The organism is Paracidovorax konjaci, assembly GCF_900112675.1.
Lineage (GTDB): Bacteria > Pseudomonadota > Gammaproteobacteria > Burkholderiales > Burkholderiaceae_C > Paracidovorax > Paracidovorax konjaci.
In genome coordinates, this window is the sequence record NZ_FOMQ01000005.1 from 22,803 (window position 1) to 39,585 (window position 16,783).

Here is a 16,783-nt window from a genome sequence, read left to right on the forward strand (position 1 = left end):
GACGCGGCTACAGCGCGTCAGCCTTGCGGTCCACCGTGTCTGCGATCAAGGCCAGGCTGGCGGCTTCGATCTGCGGTGCCAGTGCCTCCAGCTCGGCGTCCCCGGTCACCCCCGCGGCCCTCGCCACGTGGATCGCCTCGGCGGTCCGGTGCTGCATGGATGCCTCGTCGAAGCGGTCCAGCTGGTCGATCACGCGGCGCGCGAAATCGGGGGCGATCACCGGCATGGGCCTCCAGCTGTTTGCCGAGGCCCGATCCTCGAACCAATGCACGAGCGGGGCGATCCCCCCCGGGGGTTGCATCATGGCCACCATGCGATCCAGCTCCTGCGGCTGCCGGCGCAGGGTTTCGGTGTTCACGATGATCTCCCGGGCCGTCCGGATGGCGTCTGCCCCGACCACGCCGAACCCCGAGTCGGGCTTGTCCTTCGCGGTCGCCAGCATGCTGTCTTCGACCAGGATGGCAGGCCCGTCGGTCCATGCGTCCAGCACGATGGTCCGCTCCGGCTGTCCAGGGATGCGCGCCTCCGCCCAACTGTGCTTCAGCGCAGAGCTGCTCAGCTGGTAAACACTTTCGGCCGAGTCCATGCCGTCCGCCTCCAGGCGCTGCGCGTACTGCCCGAGCACGATGGCGGCGCGCCCGTCGCAGTTGGCCGCTCCGGCCGCCAGCGAGGCCGCGGCCAGATGGACCGCGCTCTTGCGCAGGCTGTCGGCGTCGCTGTTCCGCAGGTGTGCGTCACGGTCCATCCGGTGACTGACCATGTACGCAGCCTGCGCGCGGTACCGGCTCCGGTAGCCGGAAGCCAGCGCATCCGCCAGCACGTTTCCGCGTCCGAGCGGTAGCGCTTGCCGTGTATCCAGTACCGCGTCCTGGGCCCGCTGCAGGCGGAGAATGTCCTCAGGCGGTAGCGGGCGGCCATCCAGTCGGCGGGCCAGCGCGTAGCCCAGCAGGGGCAGGTGGGTGGCATCCGATGCGGGGCGGCCATGGCGGGCCTGCGAGGCATCCATGGGCGTGGCACGCGACCGCCTCTCGGGGCTGGCCTGCTGCGGTGCCCGCAGAGCGGCTCCGCCGAACGAACCCGCGCCCGCGGAAGGTGACAGCTCTCTCTGCGGGATGCCGCCCCGGTCCGGCGCGGCAGATGACACGGGTCTGCCGGCGGGCGGGCGGGCGGTGGTGGATGCCGTGGCTGGCACGGGCGGCAGTGGTGCTCGGGGTGATGTTCCGGACAACCTGTCAGGCATGTTGCGTCCTCGATGGCATGGCGGAGCGGCGCTCCACCCCCGATGCTGCAGCACGAGACATGCGCCGGCGCGGGTCAGGCGAAACCGTGCCGGGGCGCGCGAAGCGGCTGGCGGGCGCGGTGCGCCCTCGGTCATCGATCCGTCAGGCCACGGCGGGCTCGGAATGCAGCGCCGTGCCTTCCGCGGCGAGGTCGCTGGAGCAGGCACCGCCGCACCCCTGGATGGGCTCGGCCGGCAGTGCCCCGGGCGCGTGCACGGCGCCACTGACGGGGTCGTAGCCCACGCGGCGCAGGTGCAGGGCGAGGGCGGCATCCATGGTCTGCGTGTGCTGCGGGAACCACACCGCCAGCTCGGCGGCCATGTGGCGCAGCACGTCCGTCTCGCCGGCTTCGGCGCGGGCCGTGCCTTCGCCCATCACTTGCAGCACCACCTTGTGCTGCAGGCTGTGGCAGTTGCCCGAAGCGAAACGCGTCGCCGCCATCCAGCCGTCTTCGCGGGCGAAGTGGTCTGCCGTGTGGTCCACGAGCGCGCGCCATGCGGGCAGCAGGGCGTCATCGCCCGCGCCTTCCACCGCGGCGAGCAGCGCCACGAATTCCTCGTGCGTTTCATCCATGAGGGGCAGGTCCAGGGACAGTCCCTGCGACCATTCCAGTGCGGCCATGCGTCTCTCCGTTCCTTGGGCGTCGGTTGAGCGGGCAGCTTAGGCCCGCACCCGGCGCAAAGGTTTGACGCAGGTCAGCCTCCGGCGGGGGCGCGCGGCCCGGGCGCATGCGGCAGGCCATAAAAAAAGGCCGAAGCCCCCTTCGCGGAGAGCTTCGGCCCACAGAGGGCCATGGCGTGGCGTGCCATGGCTCCCACCAGTCTTACTGGTTGTACATGCGCTTGGCGTCGGCCTGGCACTTGTCCTTCACGTCGCCGGTCATGGTGTCGCAACGTTCCTTGGCAGCCTTGTAGTCGGCTTCACGCTTTTCGTGGGCAGCGTCCTTCTTGGCTTCTGCGACCTGGGCGCTCTTCTGGGCGCTGCTGTCGGCAGGCTTGGCTTCGGCGCGGGCGACCTTGGCGTCTTCCTTGGCCTTCACGTGGGCAGCCTTGGCATCCTTCTGGCAGACGTTCTTGGCATCGCCCTGCAGGTCGTCGCACTTTTCCTTGGCGACGTCGTAGGCGGCATCGGCGCGGGCTTCGGACACCTTGTAGGTGTTCTTGTCGCTCGGCTTGTACTGGGCTTCCAGCTCGGCCTTGGCGACCTTCTCGTTGCCCTTGGCTTCCTTCTCGCAGATGTCCTTGGCGTTGTTCTTCAGGCTGTTGCACTGGGCCTTGGCGGCCTTGTAGTCGGCGGAGATGCGGTCGCCGGCGGCCTTGTGTTCTTCCTTGGTCATGGCCATGCCGGAAGTGGCGAGCAGGCCAGCGACGGCCAGGGCGAGCAGATTGCGTGCGTGTTTCATGGTTTTTCTCCTCAGGTCGGTCAGTAAGGGTGGGAATTCCGAGGCGTCTGCGGGAGGGGCCCGCGCAGCCGCCGGTGTTTGTTTTTCAGGGGGTTGCGGGTGCGATCACTTGTCGTCGAAGCGGAAGTCGGGGTGACGGTCCTGCCACGACTTCAGTTCCTTCTCGGCTGCGTCGCGGGCGAGGCCCTGGCGCTCCTGCAGCTTGCCCAGGAACTGGTCGCGCTTGCCGGCCACGACATCCAGGTCGTCATCGGTCAGCTTGCCCCATTGCTCTTTCATCTTGCCGGTGAATTGCTTCCAGTTGCCCTTGATGGTGTCTTCGTTCATGGGACGTGTCCTCTCTTGGTGCTTCGCCTCTGCCATCCACTCCGATACGGGGCGGAACCCTTGCGTGATGCGATGGAAGCCACTGTAAAAGTCGGGTCGCCACGGTCGCGTAGGCACGCGGGTTCAGGCCGCGTCAGCCCAGGACTACTGGCCTCGTGGGCACCCAGCCATAAAAAAAGGGCATGCGAGCATGCCCTTCGTCCAGCAGTGGAAAGCCGCGACGGGTGTCAGTGCGAAAGGTGCAGCCCGCACTCGCGGTTGTCCTCGCCCTTGGTGGGATCCACGTAGTCGAAATTGTTGGGCAGGCCATGCGCCTGGCAGTATTCGTACAGATCCTTGGAGGTCCAGTGCAGCAGCGGCGCGACCTTGATGAGCCCGTCCGGGTTGATGCTGACGGGCTCCATCTGCGCGCGCACGGCCGTGTCGGTGGCGCGCAGCGCGGTGAACCAGACCTTGGGCGCGGTCTCGCGCAGCGCGCGGGCGAAGGGTTCGAGCTTCACCTCTTCCGTGAAGGCGGCATGGCGCGGATCGTCCAGCGCCGGAGTGGGACCCTGAACGGCCTCGCGGTGCGCGCGCGAACGCAGCGGCAGGTAGATGCGCAGGTTCAGTTGCAGCTGGCGCGCGACCTCGTCGGCGAAGCGGTAGGTGGCCTCGGTGTTGTAGCCGTTGTCCATCCACACCACGGGAATGCCGGGCTGCGCACGCGTGCACAGGTGCAGGATCACGGCCTCGAACGGGCGGAAGTTGGTGGTGACGATGGCGGGCTGGCCCAGGCCGATGGCCCAGTCCACGAGGCCCTGCGCGTTGCGGCCGAGTTCGGCGTTGATCTGGGCGAGGTCGATGTGGCTGCTCATGGAAATGCGTGGCTCCTGTGGCGCGGCCGGAGGCCTCCGGCGGCAAGGCTGGCATTGTGCCGCCCCCGTGCGCCCGGCTGCCGAGCCCTTGCGCACGCCCCCGCCGCGCGCAGGGCGATGGAACGGGATTCCGCATTTCCGCCCATTCAATAGGAATCATTCCTATTACTTTTTCTATAATCGTGGCGCCCATGAACGCCACCGCTGCCGATCCCCGCAACGCCCCCCGCCCCGAGCCCCTGCTGGCGGCGCTGGTGCAGCATTACGACGAGCTGGTGGGATCGCTGCGGCACCGCTTCGGCGAGGACTGCTTCCCGCGCGAGATCGTCAACGAGGTCTGCGTGCGCCTGTTGGAGCGGTCCGTGCCGCAGGAGGTGGCGAATCCACTGGCCTTCCTGCGGGCGGTGGCGCGCGATCTGGCGATCGATCGCCACCGCGCCCGCGCGCGCCGCCCGGAGACCCCGCTGGAACCCGAGGCGCTGGAGGAGCGTGCCACGCCCGCCACGGCCGCGCGCCTGTCGCCGCCGGAGCTGGCCTGTGCGGCGCGGCAGCGCCAGCGCGCACTGCTGGCGGCCATCGGTGCGCTGCCCGAGGCCTGCCGCGAGGTGTTCATCCTGACCAAGCTCTACGGCATGCCGCAGGACGAGGCCGCCCAGCGGCTGGGCATCTCGCGCGGCATGGTGGCCCGCCATCTGGCGCGCGCGCTGCGCAGCGTGCAGCCGGTGCTGCAGGACCTGCCCGCGCCCCACGGTCTTGCCGGGCGGCACGCCGATGGCGGCTGATCCGGCGCCAGGCCGGCCCGCCCGCGCCGGCCGCAGCCCCCACCTGCCGGTGGACGATGCGCTGGCCCCTTTCGCCGATGCGCTGCGCCGGCACCTGCCCTCGCCCGAAGAGATTGAGCGCTCCGCCGCCGCGCGGCGCCGGCAGGGCCTGCGCCAGCGCCTGGCCAAGGCCGCGGGCACCGGCTCGGTACTGGCCGCGCTGCTGGCCGCCGGGCTGTGGTGGGCCGATCCGGCCTGGCACCGCGACACGCTGGTCACCGCCGTGGGCGAACGCCGCACGGCGCGCCTGCCGGACGGCAGCGAGGTCCGCCTGCACAGCCGTTCGCGCGTGGAGGTGGCGCTGCACCTGCGATCGCGCCGGCTCGCGCTGCCCGAGGGCGAGGCCTCGTTCGAGGTGGCCCACGCCCCCTGGCACCGCTGGCTGCCGTGGCTGCAGCGGCCCTTCACCGTGCAGGCCGGCGCCTTGCGGGTGCTGGACATCGGCACCGTGTTCCAGGTGCGCCGCCATGCGCCCGGGCCCGCAGGCGCGCCCGGGCGGACCGACGTAACCGTGCTGCAGGGCCGCGTGCGCGTGCACCCGCTGCACGGCGGCAGCCCGGCCGTGGAGCTGGGCACGGGCGAGCGGCTGCGCGTGCCCGACACCGCCTCCGCCCACCTGCCGGCACCGCAGCGCCTGGAGGCGGCCGCGCTGTCCGCCGCCACGGGCTGGCGCGAGGGCCGGCTGCTGCTGGAAGGCACCCCGCTCGCCGAGGCCGTGGCGGAGATGCAGCGCCACCATTCCGCGCCCATCGCCATCGCGGACGCGCAGGCCGCGGACCAGCGCCTCTCGGGCGCCTTCGACCTGGACCGCATCGACCAGCTCATCGACCTGCTGCCCCGCCTGGCGCCCGTGAGCGTGCACCGGCAGGCCGACGGCCGCGTGCTGATCGCCTCGCGCAGTGCCGGGGCCCGCGGCGCGCCCTGACCGGCTGCCGTGGCCACCCGTGGGGTGGTTCGTGCGCCATACATGCTCCATGCCGCCGGTTCCATTGAATAGTTAGCTATTAAAAACATAGCAAAAAGGGCTCGAAAAAATCCGCTCGGCGCAGGTGTACAAACTTGCGCGCCCGTTCGGCATGCAGGCAGGCGGGCGGCCCGGGGATGTCCGGGCCGGCCCTGCCTTTTCCTACCGCTTTGTTTGGCGTCTTTTCCCAGGAGCTTCCGTCCCATGCCGACCCCGACCCGCCGCACGTCCCCGCGCCACCGCCCTCCCTTTGCCGCCCGCGGGGCCGCCCTGGCGGCGGCGCTGTGCATCGCCGCCGCCGCGCACGCCCAGCCCGTGGCGATCGACCTTCCCGCCCAGCCGCTCGCGCAATCGCTGGCTGCGCTCGCGCGCCAGAGCGGCGCGCAGATCGTCTTCGGTACCGACACCGCCCAGGGCCTGGGCGCGCCCGCCGTGCGCGGCACGCTGGAAGTGCGCGAGGCGCTGGACCGCCTCGTGGCCGGCACCGGCCTCGTGGTGCGCGCCCAGGACGGGCGCACGTTCACCGTGGAACGCGCCGCCGCCTCCGCCAACCCGGGCGCCGCGGCAGGCGGCGGATCGGCCTCGCTGGGCGAGGTGCGCGTGCAGGCCGCGCGCGGCGCGGACACCACCTACTACGCGCCCTCGTCCGCCAGCGGCACCAGGACCGAGGCCGCGCTGCGCGACGTGCCGCAGACCATCGACGTGGTGCCCCAGCAGGTGATCCGCGACCAGGGCGCCACCTCCATCCAGGACACGCTGCGCAACGTGGCCGGCGTGGGCCTGTCCACCGGCGACGGCCAGCGCGACCAGGTCAGCATCCGCGGCTTCACCAGCATCGGCGACCAGTTCGTCGACGGCTTCCGCGACGACGCGCTCTACTTCCGCGACCTCTCCAACATCGAGCGCGTGGAAGTCGTGAAGGGCCCCGCCGCCGTGCTCTACGGGCGCGGCTCCTCGGGCGGCCTCGTGAACCGCGTCACGAAAAAGCCCGGCACGGACGTCTCCGACGTGGCGCTCAGCGTGGGCAGTTGGGCCGACAAGCGCGCCGAGTTCGACGTGGGCCGTGCGCCCGCGGGCAGCGACTGGTCCTGGCGCGTGACCGGCGCGGCCGAGGACGCCAACAGCTACCGCAGCCAGCAGTTCCTGGAGCGCCAGGCCATCGCGCCTTCGGTGCTCTGGAAGCCCGACGGCGCCACTTCGCTCATGCTGCAGGCCGACTACCTGCACGACAAGCGCGTGACCGACTTCGGCATCCCCGCCTACCGCGGCCGGCCCGTGGCCGTGGACCCGCGCACCTATTACGGCGCGGCCAACGCGCGCGATGCGGACACCTCCGAATCCACCGTGGGCTCGTTCACCGCCACGTTCGAACACCGCTTCTCCGACACGCTGCGCGTGCGCAACGCGCTGCGCTACTACCACTACGAACTGGACCGCCAGAACACCCTGCCCTCGGGCGGCGTGAACGAAGCGGCCGGCACCGTGGCCCTCACGCGCTCGGGCATCGACCGCAGGGAGCATGGCGTCTTCAACCAGACGGAGCTGGTCCAGAACCTGCGCACCGGCAGCATCGCGCACGAGGTGCTCTACGGCCTGGAGCTGGGCCAGCAGAACAAGGACGCGCTCACCTACTCCGGCGGCACGCTGGGCACCGTGAACCTCTGGAACCCGGTGCTGCCGGTGGCGCCGCTGAACGGCGGCGGCGCGCTCACGGGCAGCACGCTCAACCGCTACCTGACGCGCGCCGCCTACGTGCAGGACCAGATCACCTTCACGCCCGAATGGAAGCTGCTGGCCGGCCTGCGCTACGACCGCTTCGGCCAGGAGACCGACAACCGCCTGCCCGGCCAGGCCGACTTCGAGCGCACCGACACCACCTGGAGCCCGCGCCTGGGCTTGGTGTGGCAGCCGGACACCGTGCAGTCGTACTACGCCTCGGTGAGCCGCTCCTACCAGCCATCGGCCGAGATGTTCGCGCTCTCGGCCACCAACGCCGCCGTCAAGCCCGAGCGCACCACCAACTACGAGGTGGGCACGAAGTGGGAGCTGCTGGGCGGCCGCGCCACGGCCACGGCCTCGCTGTTCCAGCTGGAGCGCACCGACATCAAGACCGCCGACCCCGCGCGGCCCACGGTGCTGATCCCCATCGGCACGCAGCGCACGCGCGGGCTGGAGCTGTCGCTCTCGGGCGAGCTGCGCGCCGGCACGCAGGCCACGTTCAGCTACGCCTACCTGGACACGCGCGTCACCCGCTCCACCGCCACCGACGCGGGCCAGTCCGTGGAAGGCAAGCGCGCCACCCTCACGCCGCGCAACGCGTTCTCGGCCTGGATCACGCAGCAGCTCGGCGAGGCCTGGAGCGTGGGCGGCGGCGTGAACTACGTGGGCGACCGCTTCGCCAACCCCGGCAACACCGTCACCCTGCCGTCCTACGTGGTGGTGGACGCCATGGCGCAATACCGCATCGGCCGCGCGACCACGCTGCAGCTCAACCTGCGCAACCTGTTCGACCGCAGCTACATCGTCTCGGCCCACGGCTCCAACGCCAACCTGAACCTGCCCGGCGCGCCGCGCAATGCGACGCTGACGCTGCGGCACAGCTTCTGAGGCGAGCAGCCTGCGGCAAGGAATCACCCCCGACACGCAGACACCGAACGGTCCGTCAAGACGGCCCGGAAGAACATTCCTTCCTGTGGAAAAATCCGGGCCGCCGGCTGGAAAACAGCCGGCTTCCGGGGCACAGTGCGGCTCCGCGCGGTGCCATCACACGGCCAAGCCGGACCGCTCGCGGCCGGCTTTCCACCGCGCTACACAAGAAGAGAAAAACCAATGTCGCTTGCGTACTGGTTCCGGGAGGGACCTGCCGAGCCCATCGAGAATGGGCGGATTCAATATGGGCCGGGGAAGGGGTTGCCCAAGCTGGTGTTCAAGGGCTTGGACAATTCACAGAAGCTTGTCCAGAAGATCGCCACCATTGATCCGGTGCGCAAGAAGATCATCCTGATCCAGCCCAGGGAAAAAGCCTTGTACGTCTCGGGCCTGCGGGAACGTGGAGTTCCGGGGTACCTGTACCTGTTCGCCCATGCGAGTGCAACCAGCCTTCAGGGAGCAACACATATCGGAGAAATTGTCAGCGTCATCCATCGCAGCGGCATCTGGCGCAGGCAGCCCATCCTGATCGATGCCTGCAATGCCGGGGCTTCCCCCAATGGAGTCGCCAGCGCTCTGGCCCGAGCGCTTCTCACTTATGTCACCGCGCCTACAACGCTTACCTGGAACCATCCCCTGGGCGGCTCCGCTATCGGCCAGGGCACCTTCGAGAAACTGCCCGGCGTGCTGGACCGGTTGCCCATTCCCGACTTCCTGCGCCCAGGGCAATGGCGCACCTGGGGGCAAGACGGCCACCCCATCGCCACCACACGCACCTCGCCGCGCGACGGCGGCGAACTCGTCAAGGGCCCGCTGGCCCATGAACTACTGAGGAAACGATGATGTTGCAATGGTGGAAACGCATCGGCTGTGGATTCCAACTGCTTCTGATCCTCTCGCTCCTGATCGGCACCTACACGGCATGGTGGTGGATCGACAGTGCGCGCACATGCGAAACGCAGGACCAGTACACACTGCACGGTATCTGTCTGATGCAAATACGCGACCGCGCCGAAGCGGGAGACAACGCCGCGCAGTGGGCCTACGGCAATTACCTCGAAGCGCAACGCCGGGAGCCGGAGGCCCGTGTCTGGCAAATGCGGGCCATGCACCGCGCCAGCATTGGCGCTGACCTGCGCGACAACATGGTTGGTTACTGCGACCGTATCCCAGGCTTCGAGGCGCGCACGGTCGAATCCATCATGCTGCGCGTAGCGCCGAACAGCCCTGATGCACACCTGCGCCTGCTGCAGCTCTATACCTACCCCGGTTGCGGCGCCTTCGATCTCGACAAGGCCAGCGTACAGATCCCCCTACTGACGCAGTGCGCGCACCTTGCCATCGCGCGCTATCTGCAGGCTGCCGAAGAAAAACACCACCGCGTATCGCCATCCACCCAGGCGGCCATTCGCGCCAATATGGCGGTATGTGAAAAGGAACTGGCTGGACACATCCCACCAGACACGACCGTGCAGGAAATTCTTTCCGTACGACGAGAGGATCTAGACGCCCTGTCGCAAAGCCTTGCGGCGCTGAAGCCATGAGGCACCTAATGTCACAAACCCTATGGCTCCTGGCATGGCGGAAACGCATCGGCTGCGGCCTTCAACTGCTCCTGATCCTCTCGCTCCTGATCGCCACCTACACCGCATGGTGGTGGATCGACAGTGCCCGTACCTGCGAAACGCAGGACCAGTACACCCTGCACGGTATCTGCCTCATGCGGATACACGACCGAGCCAAGCAGGGGGACAACGCCGCGCAGTGGGCCTACGGTAACTACCTCGAAACCGAAGGCCAACAGCAGGAAGCGAATGTCTGGTACCTCCGAGCCATGCATGGCGCTCGTGACGGATTGGATCTGCGCGACGACATGAAAGCCTACTGTGACCGTATTCCCGGCTTCGATGCGCGCGCTGTCGAGGCCACCATGCTGCGCGTGGTACCCAATAGCCCCGATGCGCACCTGCGTCTTCTGCAACTCTATATCTACCCTGGCTGTGGCGCTTTCGATCTCGACAAAGCCAGCGTGCAAATTTCTCTGCTGACCCAGTGCGCACACCTTGCGCTCACCAACTATTTACACCGGGCCGAACGCACACGGCATCGCATTTCAACCGCAACGCGGGCGGCCATTCGCTCGAACATGAACCTTTGCGAGCAGGAATTGGTGAACCCACCTCCAATCGGTGATACGGTCCGGGAGGCCATCCCCGTTCGCAAAGAGCATCTGGACGAACTGTCGCACCGTCTCGCTGCGCTGGAGCCATGAAGCCATGACCCGCCGAGCTCGCACCACCGCCGACACAAGGCCACGCGAGCACCGAAGCGCCCACTACCGCGCTACAAGCAGAGCCCTCACCGCCCTGCCTGCTCCAGCCACGCCTCCACCTCCTGGGCGGCCTGCGCGGCGGCCTCGGACATGGCGTGGGTGCCGCCACGCGCGTCGGCCGTGGGGGCCGGCTTCTGGACGATGAAGACGCGCTGGGCGACGAGCTTTTCGCCGGCCTGGGTGGAGTCGGCCAGCGAGGCCCGCAGCCGCAGCACGCCGGTGCTGGCCGTGGTGGACTGGAAGACCTGGCTGAATTCCTCGATCTCCACGCGCAGCACGGCGGGCGGCTTGCCGCCCTCGACGAGCTGCATGGCGCCTTCGTCGCCCATGAGCACCGGGCGGCGCAGGCCCAGCTGGTCGCGCAGCGCCTGCTGCACGAGCTGCGCGGGCGGCTGGCTCCAGCGGGCCTGGCCGTAGGGGCGCAGGCGGCGCGGGTCGTCGTAGGCCAGGCGGTAGAGCACGGCGGTGCTGCCTTCCACCGGGCCGGTGACGGCCACTTCGGGCAGCGCGATGGGCGGCAGCGGTGCGCGGCGGTCGGCCGGCGCGGTGGCCAGCAGGCCCGGGCCGAAGTCGTACACGTCGGCGCGCACGGGCGGCGCGGGCAGGGCCGAGCAACCGGCCAGGAGCGCGGCCGCGGCCACAATGCCCCAGAGGCCGGATGCCGTCGTATTCACTGCATTATTTGCTATGTTTTTCATAGTGACCAGGAGGAGGTTTCCAGGGCGTTCATGCGGAAGGGGGGAGGCGGTGCCGGTACGCGTCACCGGGCCGCGGCGGCGGGAGCCTCGAAGCCGGGCTCGCCCGGGCCGCCGGCCGCGCGGCCGGGCCCGTAGATGAGCGATTGCGGGTTGTCGCTGAGGTTGCTGGCTGCGCGGCCCAGGCGGCGCACGGCGCGCGAGGTTTCGTCGGCGGCATGGTTCACGCGCGGCAGCGTCACGCGGCCGAAGCGGTCGGCCGCGAGCGACAGCGATTGCGAGCTTTCGGCGATCTGGTCGAGCGGCCCGCCCTCGGCGCTCAGCTTGCGCACGGCGGTGGTCACCTCGCTGGCCGCATTGCCGGCGTTCGTGCCCGCCTGGCGCAGGGCCTGCAGGGTTTCTCGCGCATCGCTGGCCAGCACCGGCACGGTGGCCAGCGCCGGGTCCAGCCGCTGCGCCACGGTGGCGTCGAGCCGCTTCATGAGCGCGTTGGCGCTGCCCGCGGCCTGCCCGAGGTTGTCCAGCGCGAGGGTGAAGCGTTTCTGGTTCTCGTCGCCCAGCAGGTCGTTGATGCGGTCGGTGGCCTGCTGCACCTGCGCGAGGATGGCCGGCCCCTGTTCGGCGAGCTGGCTGAAGGGCGAACTCTTGAGCGGCAGGCGCGGCAGGCCGCTCGACCCGCGCGGCAGCGCGGGCTGCGGCGAGGAGCCGTCGTCCAGCAGCACGTGCGCGAGGCCGGTGACGCCCTGGTAGCCCAGCACGGCGAAGGTGGCGGGCGTGACGGGCGCCTGGTCGTTCACGGCGATGCGGATCAGCACGTTGCCGGCCACGTCGGGGTCGAAGCCGATGCGCGTGACCTTGCCCACGGCCACGCCCTTGTAGCGCACGGCCGCCTGCGGCTGCAGGCCGCCCACGCTCTCGCGCGTGGAGAGTTCATAGACCTGGTAGCTCGCCCGGTCGCGCGTGAGCCACAGGCCCAGGGCGGCGAGCAGGGCCGCCACCACCACCACGAAGATGCCCGCGGCAAGGGCGTGGGACTTGTTTTCCATCAGGCCTCCTGTCCCGGGGCGGCGGAGCCCGGCGAGGGCGCCGGAGCGGGTGCCATCGCGCGGCGGCCGCGCTCCCCGAGGAAAAATTGTTGAATGAACGGGTGCTCGAAATGCGCCACTTCCTGCGGCGTGCCGCTGGTGATGACGCGTTTCTCGGCCAGCACGGCCACGCGCGTGCTGAGCGCGAAGAGCGTGTCGAGGTCGTGGGTGACCATCACCACGGTGAGGCCCAGCGCCGCGTGCAGCTCGCGCAGCAGCTCGCAGAATTCGTCGGAGCTGTTCGGGTCCAGGCCCGCGGTGGGCTCGTCCAGCAGCAGCAGCGGCGGATCCATGATGAGGGCGCGCGCGAGCGCCACGCGCTTGATCATGCCGCCCGAGAGGTCGGCCGGCATGCGCGTGGCGTGCTCGGGCTTGAGCCCCACGAGGCGCAGCTTGACCATGGACGCATCGCAGATCAGGTCCTTGGGCAGCGTGCCCTGCTCGCGCAGCGCGAAGGCCACGTTGTCGAGCACGCTGAAGGCCGAGAACAGCGCGCCGTGCTGGAACAGCATGCCCACGCGGCTCGCCGCGCCCGCGCGGCCCATCTCGGCGGCGGGCCGGCCCAGCACGGTGACGCTGCCCTTGGCCGGCCGCGTGAGCCCCAGCATCTGCCGCAGCAGCACGGTCTTGCCGGTGCCCGAGCCGCCCACGAGCGCCAGGATCTCGCCGCGGCGCACCGTGAGGTCGAGGTTCTCGTGCACGGCGAAGGCCTCGTCGCCCTTGCCGAACACGGTGGAGAGGCCGCGGATCTCCACCACCGGCGGCGCGTCGGCGTCGGGCGGCGGGGGGGCGGCGGCGGGTCCGGTCTCGGCCATGGCGTCAGATCCCGAGGTTCTTGAACGCGATCGCGAAGAGCGCGTCCACGATGATGACCATGGTGATGGCGTTCACCACCGAGGCCGTGGTGCCCTCGCCCAGGCTCTGGGTGTTGGGCTTCACGCGCAGGCCCCAGTGGCAGCCGATGAGCGCGATGCCCACGCCGAACACCACCGACTTGACCATCGCGAGCACCAGGTTGGAGAAGCTCACCGCATTGGGCAGCGCCTGCACGAAATAGGCGGGCGAGACATCCATGGCGATGTCGGCCGCGAGCATGCCGCCCGCGAGCGCGCACAGCGTGGTCCACACGGCGATGAGCGGCATCGCGATGGCCAGCGCCACGGCGCGCGGCATCACGAGCCGGAAGCCGTGCGGGATGCCCATGACGCGCATCGCGTCCAGTTCCTCGGTGACGCGCATCACGCCGATCTGCGCGGTGATGGCCGAGCCCGAGCGCCCGGCCACGAGGATGGCCGCGAGCATGGGTCCCAGCTCGCGGATCAGCGAGATGCCCAGGATGTTGACGATGAACGATTCGGCGCCGAACTGGCGCAACTGCAGGCTCATGAGGTAGGCCAGCACCACGCCGATCAGGAAACCCACGATGGCCGTGATCGGCAGCGCGGTGGCCCCCATGCGGTAGAGGTGGCCGGAGATATCGCGCCAGGGCGCGCGGCCGGGCGCACGCACCACGCGGGCCAGGTCGATCACGAGCTGACCCACCAGCTCCAGCAGGTGCTTGCCGTGCCCCAGCGCGTGCAGGACCTTCACGCCGAGGCGGTCCACCTCCTCGGCCAGGCGCCAGGGCGGATCGGGCGGGCGGTCGGTGACGGTGAATTCGGCCACGCGATCGAGCATGTCGCGCTGGGCGTCGTCCAGGGCCACGCGGTCCGGCCAGGCGCGGCCCCAGTGGTTCCAGAGCAACTGGGCGCCCACGTGGTCGAGCCAATCGACCGCGCGCAGGTCCCAGCCCAGGCCGGCATCCGGCGGCGACTGGGCGAGCTGCGCGGACAGCGCACGCCAGTTCCTGCGGGTGCCCAGGTCTGCCGCCCCCCAGCGGCCGTGCAGCGCGGCGACCGGCCCCTCGGGCGTGTCGGTGCGTGAAATGCGGGGCAGGCTGTCGCTCATGGAGTCGGCGGTGGGTCGGCAGGGGTGCGGGTGGCGTGGACGGGATTCGGAGGGGCGGGCAACGAAAACACGGCAGGAGCGGGAACCGGATGGTAGCGGAGCGCGGCGCGGCGCCCGCGTCAGCGCAGAGCGCGTTCCACTGGCGGCGGGCAGCGGATGAAATTTCATCAAAAGTGCTCCATGCCGCCGTATCCATTGGATTGATTGCTATCAAAAAAGGAGTAGCCGGGCTTCCCCTATCGACAGCCCCACCCCGCCGCGCACAATGGTCGCGCCGCCCCCTGGCGGCCCGCACGGCCCGGGGCCGCGCGCCGGAACGGCCTTCTCCTTCTTCCATGAGCGACACCACTTTCGACACCATCGTCATCGGCGGCGGCACGGCCGGCGCCCTGCTCTGCAACCGTCTGAGCGCCGATCCGCGCCACCGCGTGCTGCTCGTGGAGGCCGGCCGCAAGGACGACTACCACTGGATCCACATCCCCGTGGGCTACCTCTACTGCATCGGCAACCCGCGCACCGACTGGCTCTACCAGACCGAGCCCGACGAAGGCCTGAACGGCCGCAGCCTGCGCTATCCGCGCGGCAAGACGCTGGGCGGCTGCAGCAGCATCAACGGCATGATCTACATGCGCGGCCAGGCGCGCGACTACGACCACTGGGCCCAGGCCACGGGCGACGACACCTGGCGCTGGGACAACGTGCTGCCGGCCTTCCGCCGCCACGAGGACCACTGGCGCCTCGACCGTCCGGATGCCGCCACCGACGAATTCAGGCGCCTGCACGGCAGCAAGAGCACCGGCGGCAGCGGCGAATGGCGCGTGGAGCGGCAACGGCTGCGCTGGGACGTGCTCGACGCGTTCTCGCTCGCCGCGCAGCAGGCGGGCATTCCCTCCACCGACGACTTCAACCGCGGCACCAACGAGGGCGTGGGGTACTTCGAGGTCAACCAGAAGGGCGGCTGGCGCTGGAACACCGCCAAAGCGTTCCTGCGGCCCACCTGCTACGGCCGCCCCAACTTCGAGATGTGGACGGGCGCGCAGGCCAGCCGCCTGCTGCTGGAAACCCGGCCGGACGGCAGCAGCCGCTGCACCGGCGTGGAGGTCTGGAACGGGCACGAGATGGTCACCGCCCATGCCGCGCACGGCGTGGTGCTGAGCGCGGGGGCCGTGAATTCGCCGCAGCTGCTGCAGCTCTCGGGCATCGGGCCCGGCGCGCTGCTGCAGGCGCACGGCATCGGCGTGGCGCACGACCTGCCCGGCGTGGGCGCCAACCTGCAGGACCACCTGCAGATCCGCGCCGTGTTCAAGGTGAACGGCGTGCCCACGCTCAACACGCTGGCCGGCAACCTCTGGGGGCGCGCGCGCATCGGGCTCGAATACGCCCTCAAGCGCAGCGGCCCGATGAGCATGGCGCCTTCGCAGCTCGGCGCCTTCACGCGCAGCGCGCCCAACCGGCCGCATCCCAACCTGCAGTACCACGTGCAGCCGCTCTCGCTCGATGCGTTCGGCGAGCCGCTGCATGCGTTTCCCGCGTTCACGGCCAGCGTGTGCAACCTCAACCCGACCAGCCGCGGCACCGTGCGCATCAAGAGCCCGCGCTTCCAGGACGCGCCGGCCATCGCGCCGCGCTACCTGAGCACGCCGGAAGACCGCCAGGTGGCCGCCGACTCGCTGCGCGTCACGCGGCGCATCGTCGCGCAGCCGGCCCTCGCGCCCTACCGCCCCGAGGAATGGAAACCCGGCACGCAGTACGAATCGGACGAGGACCTGGCGCGGCTGGCGGGCGACATCGCCACGACCATCTTCCACCCCGTGGGCACCACCCGCATGGGCGCCGACGGCGACCCGGGCGCCGCGCTCGATGCGCGCCTGCGCGTGCGCGACGGCCGCGGCGGCACCATCGCGGGCCTGCGCGTGGTGGACGCCGGTGCCATGCCCACCATCACCAGCGGCAACACCAACTCGCCCACGCTCATGATCGCTGAGAAGGCGGCCGAATGGCTGCGGGCGGAGATCCGGGGCGGCGACTGAGCGGCCCGGCCGCGTGCGTCCCGCCGAGAACGCCCGCGCGGGCCGGCAGGAACGCGGGGCCACAGCCCGGCCGCCGGCAGGAAGGCGATTCTTCCCGCGCAAATCTCCAGAAAAGCCGCCAACGGCACGGAACAGCGGCCAAAGCGATCCGGCAGCGGGGGGCCGAACGCACCATTGCGGCGCCCCCGCACCGGGCCCGGGCAGGCCCCGCCTGCGGGAAAACCCCCGATGCACCAGGGCAGTGCGCGAGTTACATTGCGGTTACTCGATAGCGCGCAACGCCGCGCAACGAGGGGACCGAGGAGACAAACTCGAACTCGAAAACACCAATCCAAAGCATCCCCCTATAAGATGCATTCCTTCAAGCGCCGGCGATCCCGGCGCTTTTTTTTGCCCG

At 69.9% G+C, this 16,783-nt stretch carries 16 protein-coding genes; 7 read left to right on the forward strand and 9 right to left on the reverse strand.

Translation table 11 applies throughout. The annotated features are described in order from the left end of the window. Nucleotides 1-7: 7 nt before the first annotated feature. The 5 genes from BM144_RS08645 to BM144_RS08665 all read right to left on the reverse strand — a co-directional run bounded on the left by BM144_RS08645 (nucleotide 8) and on the right by BM144_RS08665 (nucleotide 3,863). On the reverse strand, nucleotides 8-1,192 hold the full coding sequence (locus tag BM144_RS08645; RefSeq protein WP_139225679.1) for a hypothetical protein: 1,185 nt from the start codon (nucleotides 1,190-1,192) through the stop codon (nucleotides 8-10). A gap of 190 nt (nucleotides 1,193-1,382) precedes the next feature. Continuing rightward, on the reverse strand, nucleotides 1,383-1,901 hold the full coding sequence (locus BM144_RS08650; RefSeq protein ID WP_092951208.1) for a hemerythrin domain-containing protein: 519 nt from the start codon (nucleotides 1,899-1,901) through the stop codon (nucleotides 1,383-1,385). Nucleotides 1,902-2,103: 202 nt separating this feature from the next. Further along, complete coding sequence (locus BM144_RS08655; RefSeq protein ID WP_092951210.1) at nucleotides 2,104-2,682, reverse strand: hypothetical protein; 579 nt, start codon at nucleotides 2,680-2,682, stop codon at nucleotides 2,104-2,106. A gap of 105 nt (nucleotides 2,683-2,787) precedes the next feature. Continuing rightward, the gene (locus BM144_RS08660) at nucleotides 2,788-3,009 is read right to left on the reverse strand and encodes a CsbD family protein (protein WP_092951212.1); all 222 of its coding nucleotides are present in this window, start codon (nucleotides 3,007-3,009) and stop codon (nucleotides 2,788-2,790) included. Nucleotides 3,010-3,236: 227 nt separating this feature from the next. Continuing rightward, a complete protein-coding gene (locus tag BM144_RS08665; RefSeq protein WP_092951214.1) occupies nucleotides 3,237-3,863 on the reverse strand; it encodes a phosphoadenosine phosphosulfate reductase domain-containing protein in 627 nt (208 codons plus the stop codon). A gap of 191 nt (nucleotides 3,864-4,054) precedes the next feature. Here BM144_RS08665 and BM144_RS08670 point away from each other — a divergent pair, with 191 nt between their 5' ends. The 6 genes from BM144_RS08670 to BM144_RS08695 all read left to right on the forward strand — a co-directional run bounded on the left by BM144_RS08670 (nucleotide 4,055) and on the right by BM144_RS08695 (nucleotide 10,569). Beyond that, entirely contained in the window at nucleotides 4,055-4,645 is a 591-nt protein-coding gene (locus tag BM144_RS08670; RefSeq protein ID WP_092951216.1) for an RNA polymerase sigma factor, read from the forward strand. After that, nucleotides 4,635-5,609, forward strand: coding sequence for a FecR family protein (locus BM144_RS08675; RefSeq protein ID WP_092951218.1), 975 nt, complete (start codon nucleotides 4,635-4,637; stop codon nucleotides 5,607-5,609). Before BM144_RS08670 ends, BM144_RS08675 begins: the two co-directional genes overlap by 11 nt. A gap of 243 nt (nucleotides 5,610-5,852) precedes the next feature. Further along, nucleotides 5,853-8,255 carry a TonB-dependent siderophore receptor gene (locus BM144_RS08680; protein ID WP_092951220.1) on the forward strand — a complete coding sequence of 801 codons (2,403 nt, stop codon included), beginning with the start codon at nucleotides 5,853-5,855 and terminating at the stop codon, nucleotides 8,253-8,255. 222 nt (nucleotides 8,256-8,477) lie between these two features. Beyond that, entirely contained in the window at nucleotides 8,478-9,140 is a 663-nt protein-coding gene (locus BM144_RS08685; RefSeq protein WP_092951222.1) for a DUF8616 domain-containing protein, read from the forward strand. After that, complete coding sequence (locus BM144_RS08690) at nucleotides 9,137-9,841, forward strand: hypothetical protein (protein WP_092951224.1); 705 nt, start codon at nucleotides 9,137-9,139, stop codon at nucleotides 9,839-9,841. The genes BM144_RS08685 and BM144_RS08690 overlap by 4 nt, the downstream gene beginning before the upstream one ends. A gap of 8 nt (nucleotides 9,842-9,849) precedes the next feature. Continuing rightward, nucleotides 9,850-10,569, forward strand: coding sequence for a hypothetical protein (locus tag BM144_RS08695; protein ID WP_092951821.1), 720 nt, complete (start codon nucleotides 9,850-9,852; stop codon nucleotides 10,567-10,569). A gap of 86 nt (nucleotides 10,570-10,655) precedes the next feature. On the opposite strand, the gene BM144_RS08700 is transcribed toward BM144_RS08695, so the two are convergent. The 4 genes from BM144_RS08700 to BM144_RS08715 all read right to left on the reverse strand — a co-directional run bounded on the left by BM144_RS08700 (nucleotide 10,656) and on the right by BM144_RS08715 (nucleotide 14,356). Then, nucleotides 10,656-11,327, reverse strand: coding sequence for an ABC-type transport auxiliary lipoprotein family protein (locus tag BM144_RS08700; protein WP_175525983.1), 672 nt, complete (start codon nucleotides 11,325-11,327; stop codon nucleotides 10,656-10,658). Nucleotides 11,328-11,389: 62 nt separating this feature from the next. After that, on the reverse strand, nucleotides 11,390-12,370 hold the full coding sequence (locus BM144_RS08705; RefSeq protein ID WP_092951226.1) for an MlaD family protein: 981 nt from the start codon (nucleotides 12,368-12,370) through the stop codon (nucleotides 11,390-11,392). Beyond that, on the reverse strand, nucleotides 12,370-13,224 hold the full coding sequence (locus BM144_RS08710) for an ABC transporter ATP-binding protein (RefSeq protein ID WP_092951228.1): 855 nt from the start codon (nucleotides 13,222-13,224) through the stop codon (nucleotides 12,370-12,372). Before BM144_RS08710 ends, BM144_RS08705 begins: the two co-directional genes overlap by 1 nt. Nucleotides 13,225-13,228: 4 nt before the next feature. Continuing rightward, the gene (locus tag BM144_RS08715; protein ID WP_092951230.1) at nucleotides 13,229-14,356 is read right to left on the reverse strand and encodes an MlaE family ABC transporter permease; all 1,128 of its coding nucleotides are present in this window, start codon (nucleotides 14,354-14,356) and stop codon (nucleotides 13,229-13,231) included. Between the two features lie 335 nt (nucleotides 14,357-14,691). Here BM144_RS08715 and BM144_RS08720 point away from each other — a divergent pair, with 335 nt between their 5' ends. Next, nucleotides 14,692-16,386, forward strand: coding sequence for a GMC family oxidoreductase (locus BM144_RS08720; RefSeq protein WP_092951232.1), 1,695 nt, complete (start codon nucleotides 14,692-14,694; stop codon nucleotides 16,384-16,386). The last annotated feature ends 397 nt before the right edge of the window (nucleotides 16,387-16,783 follow it).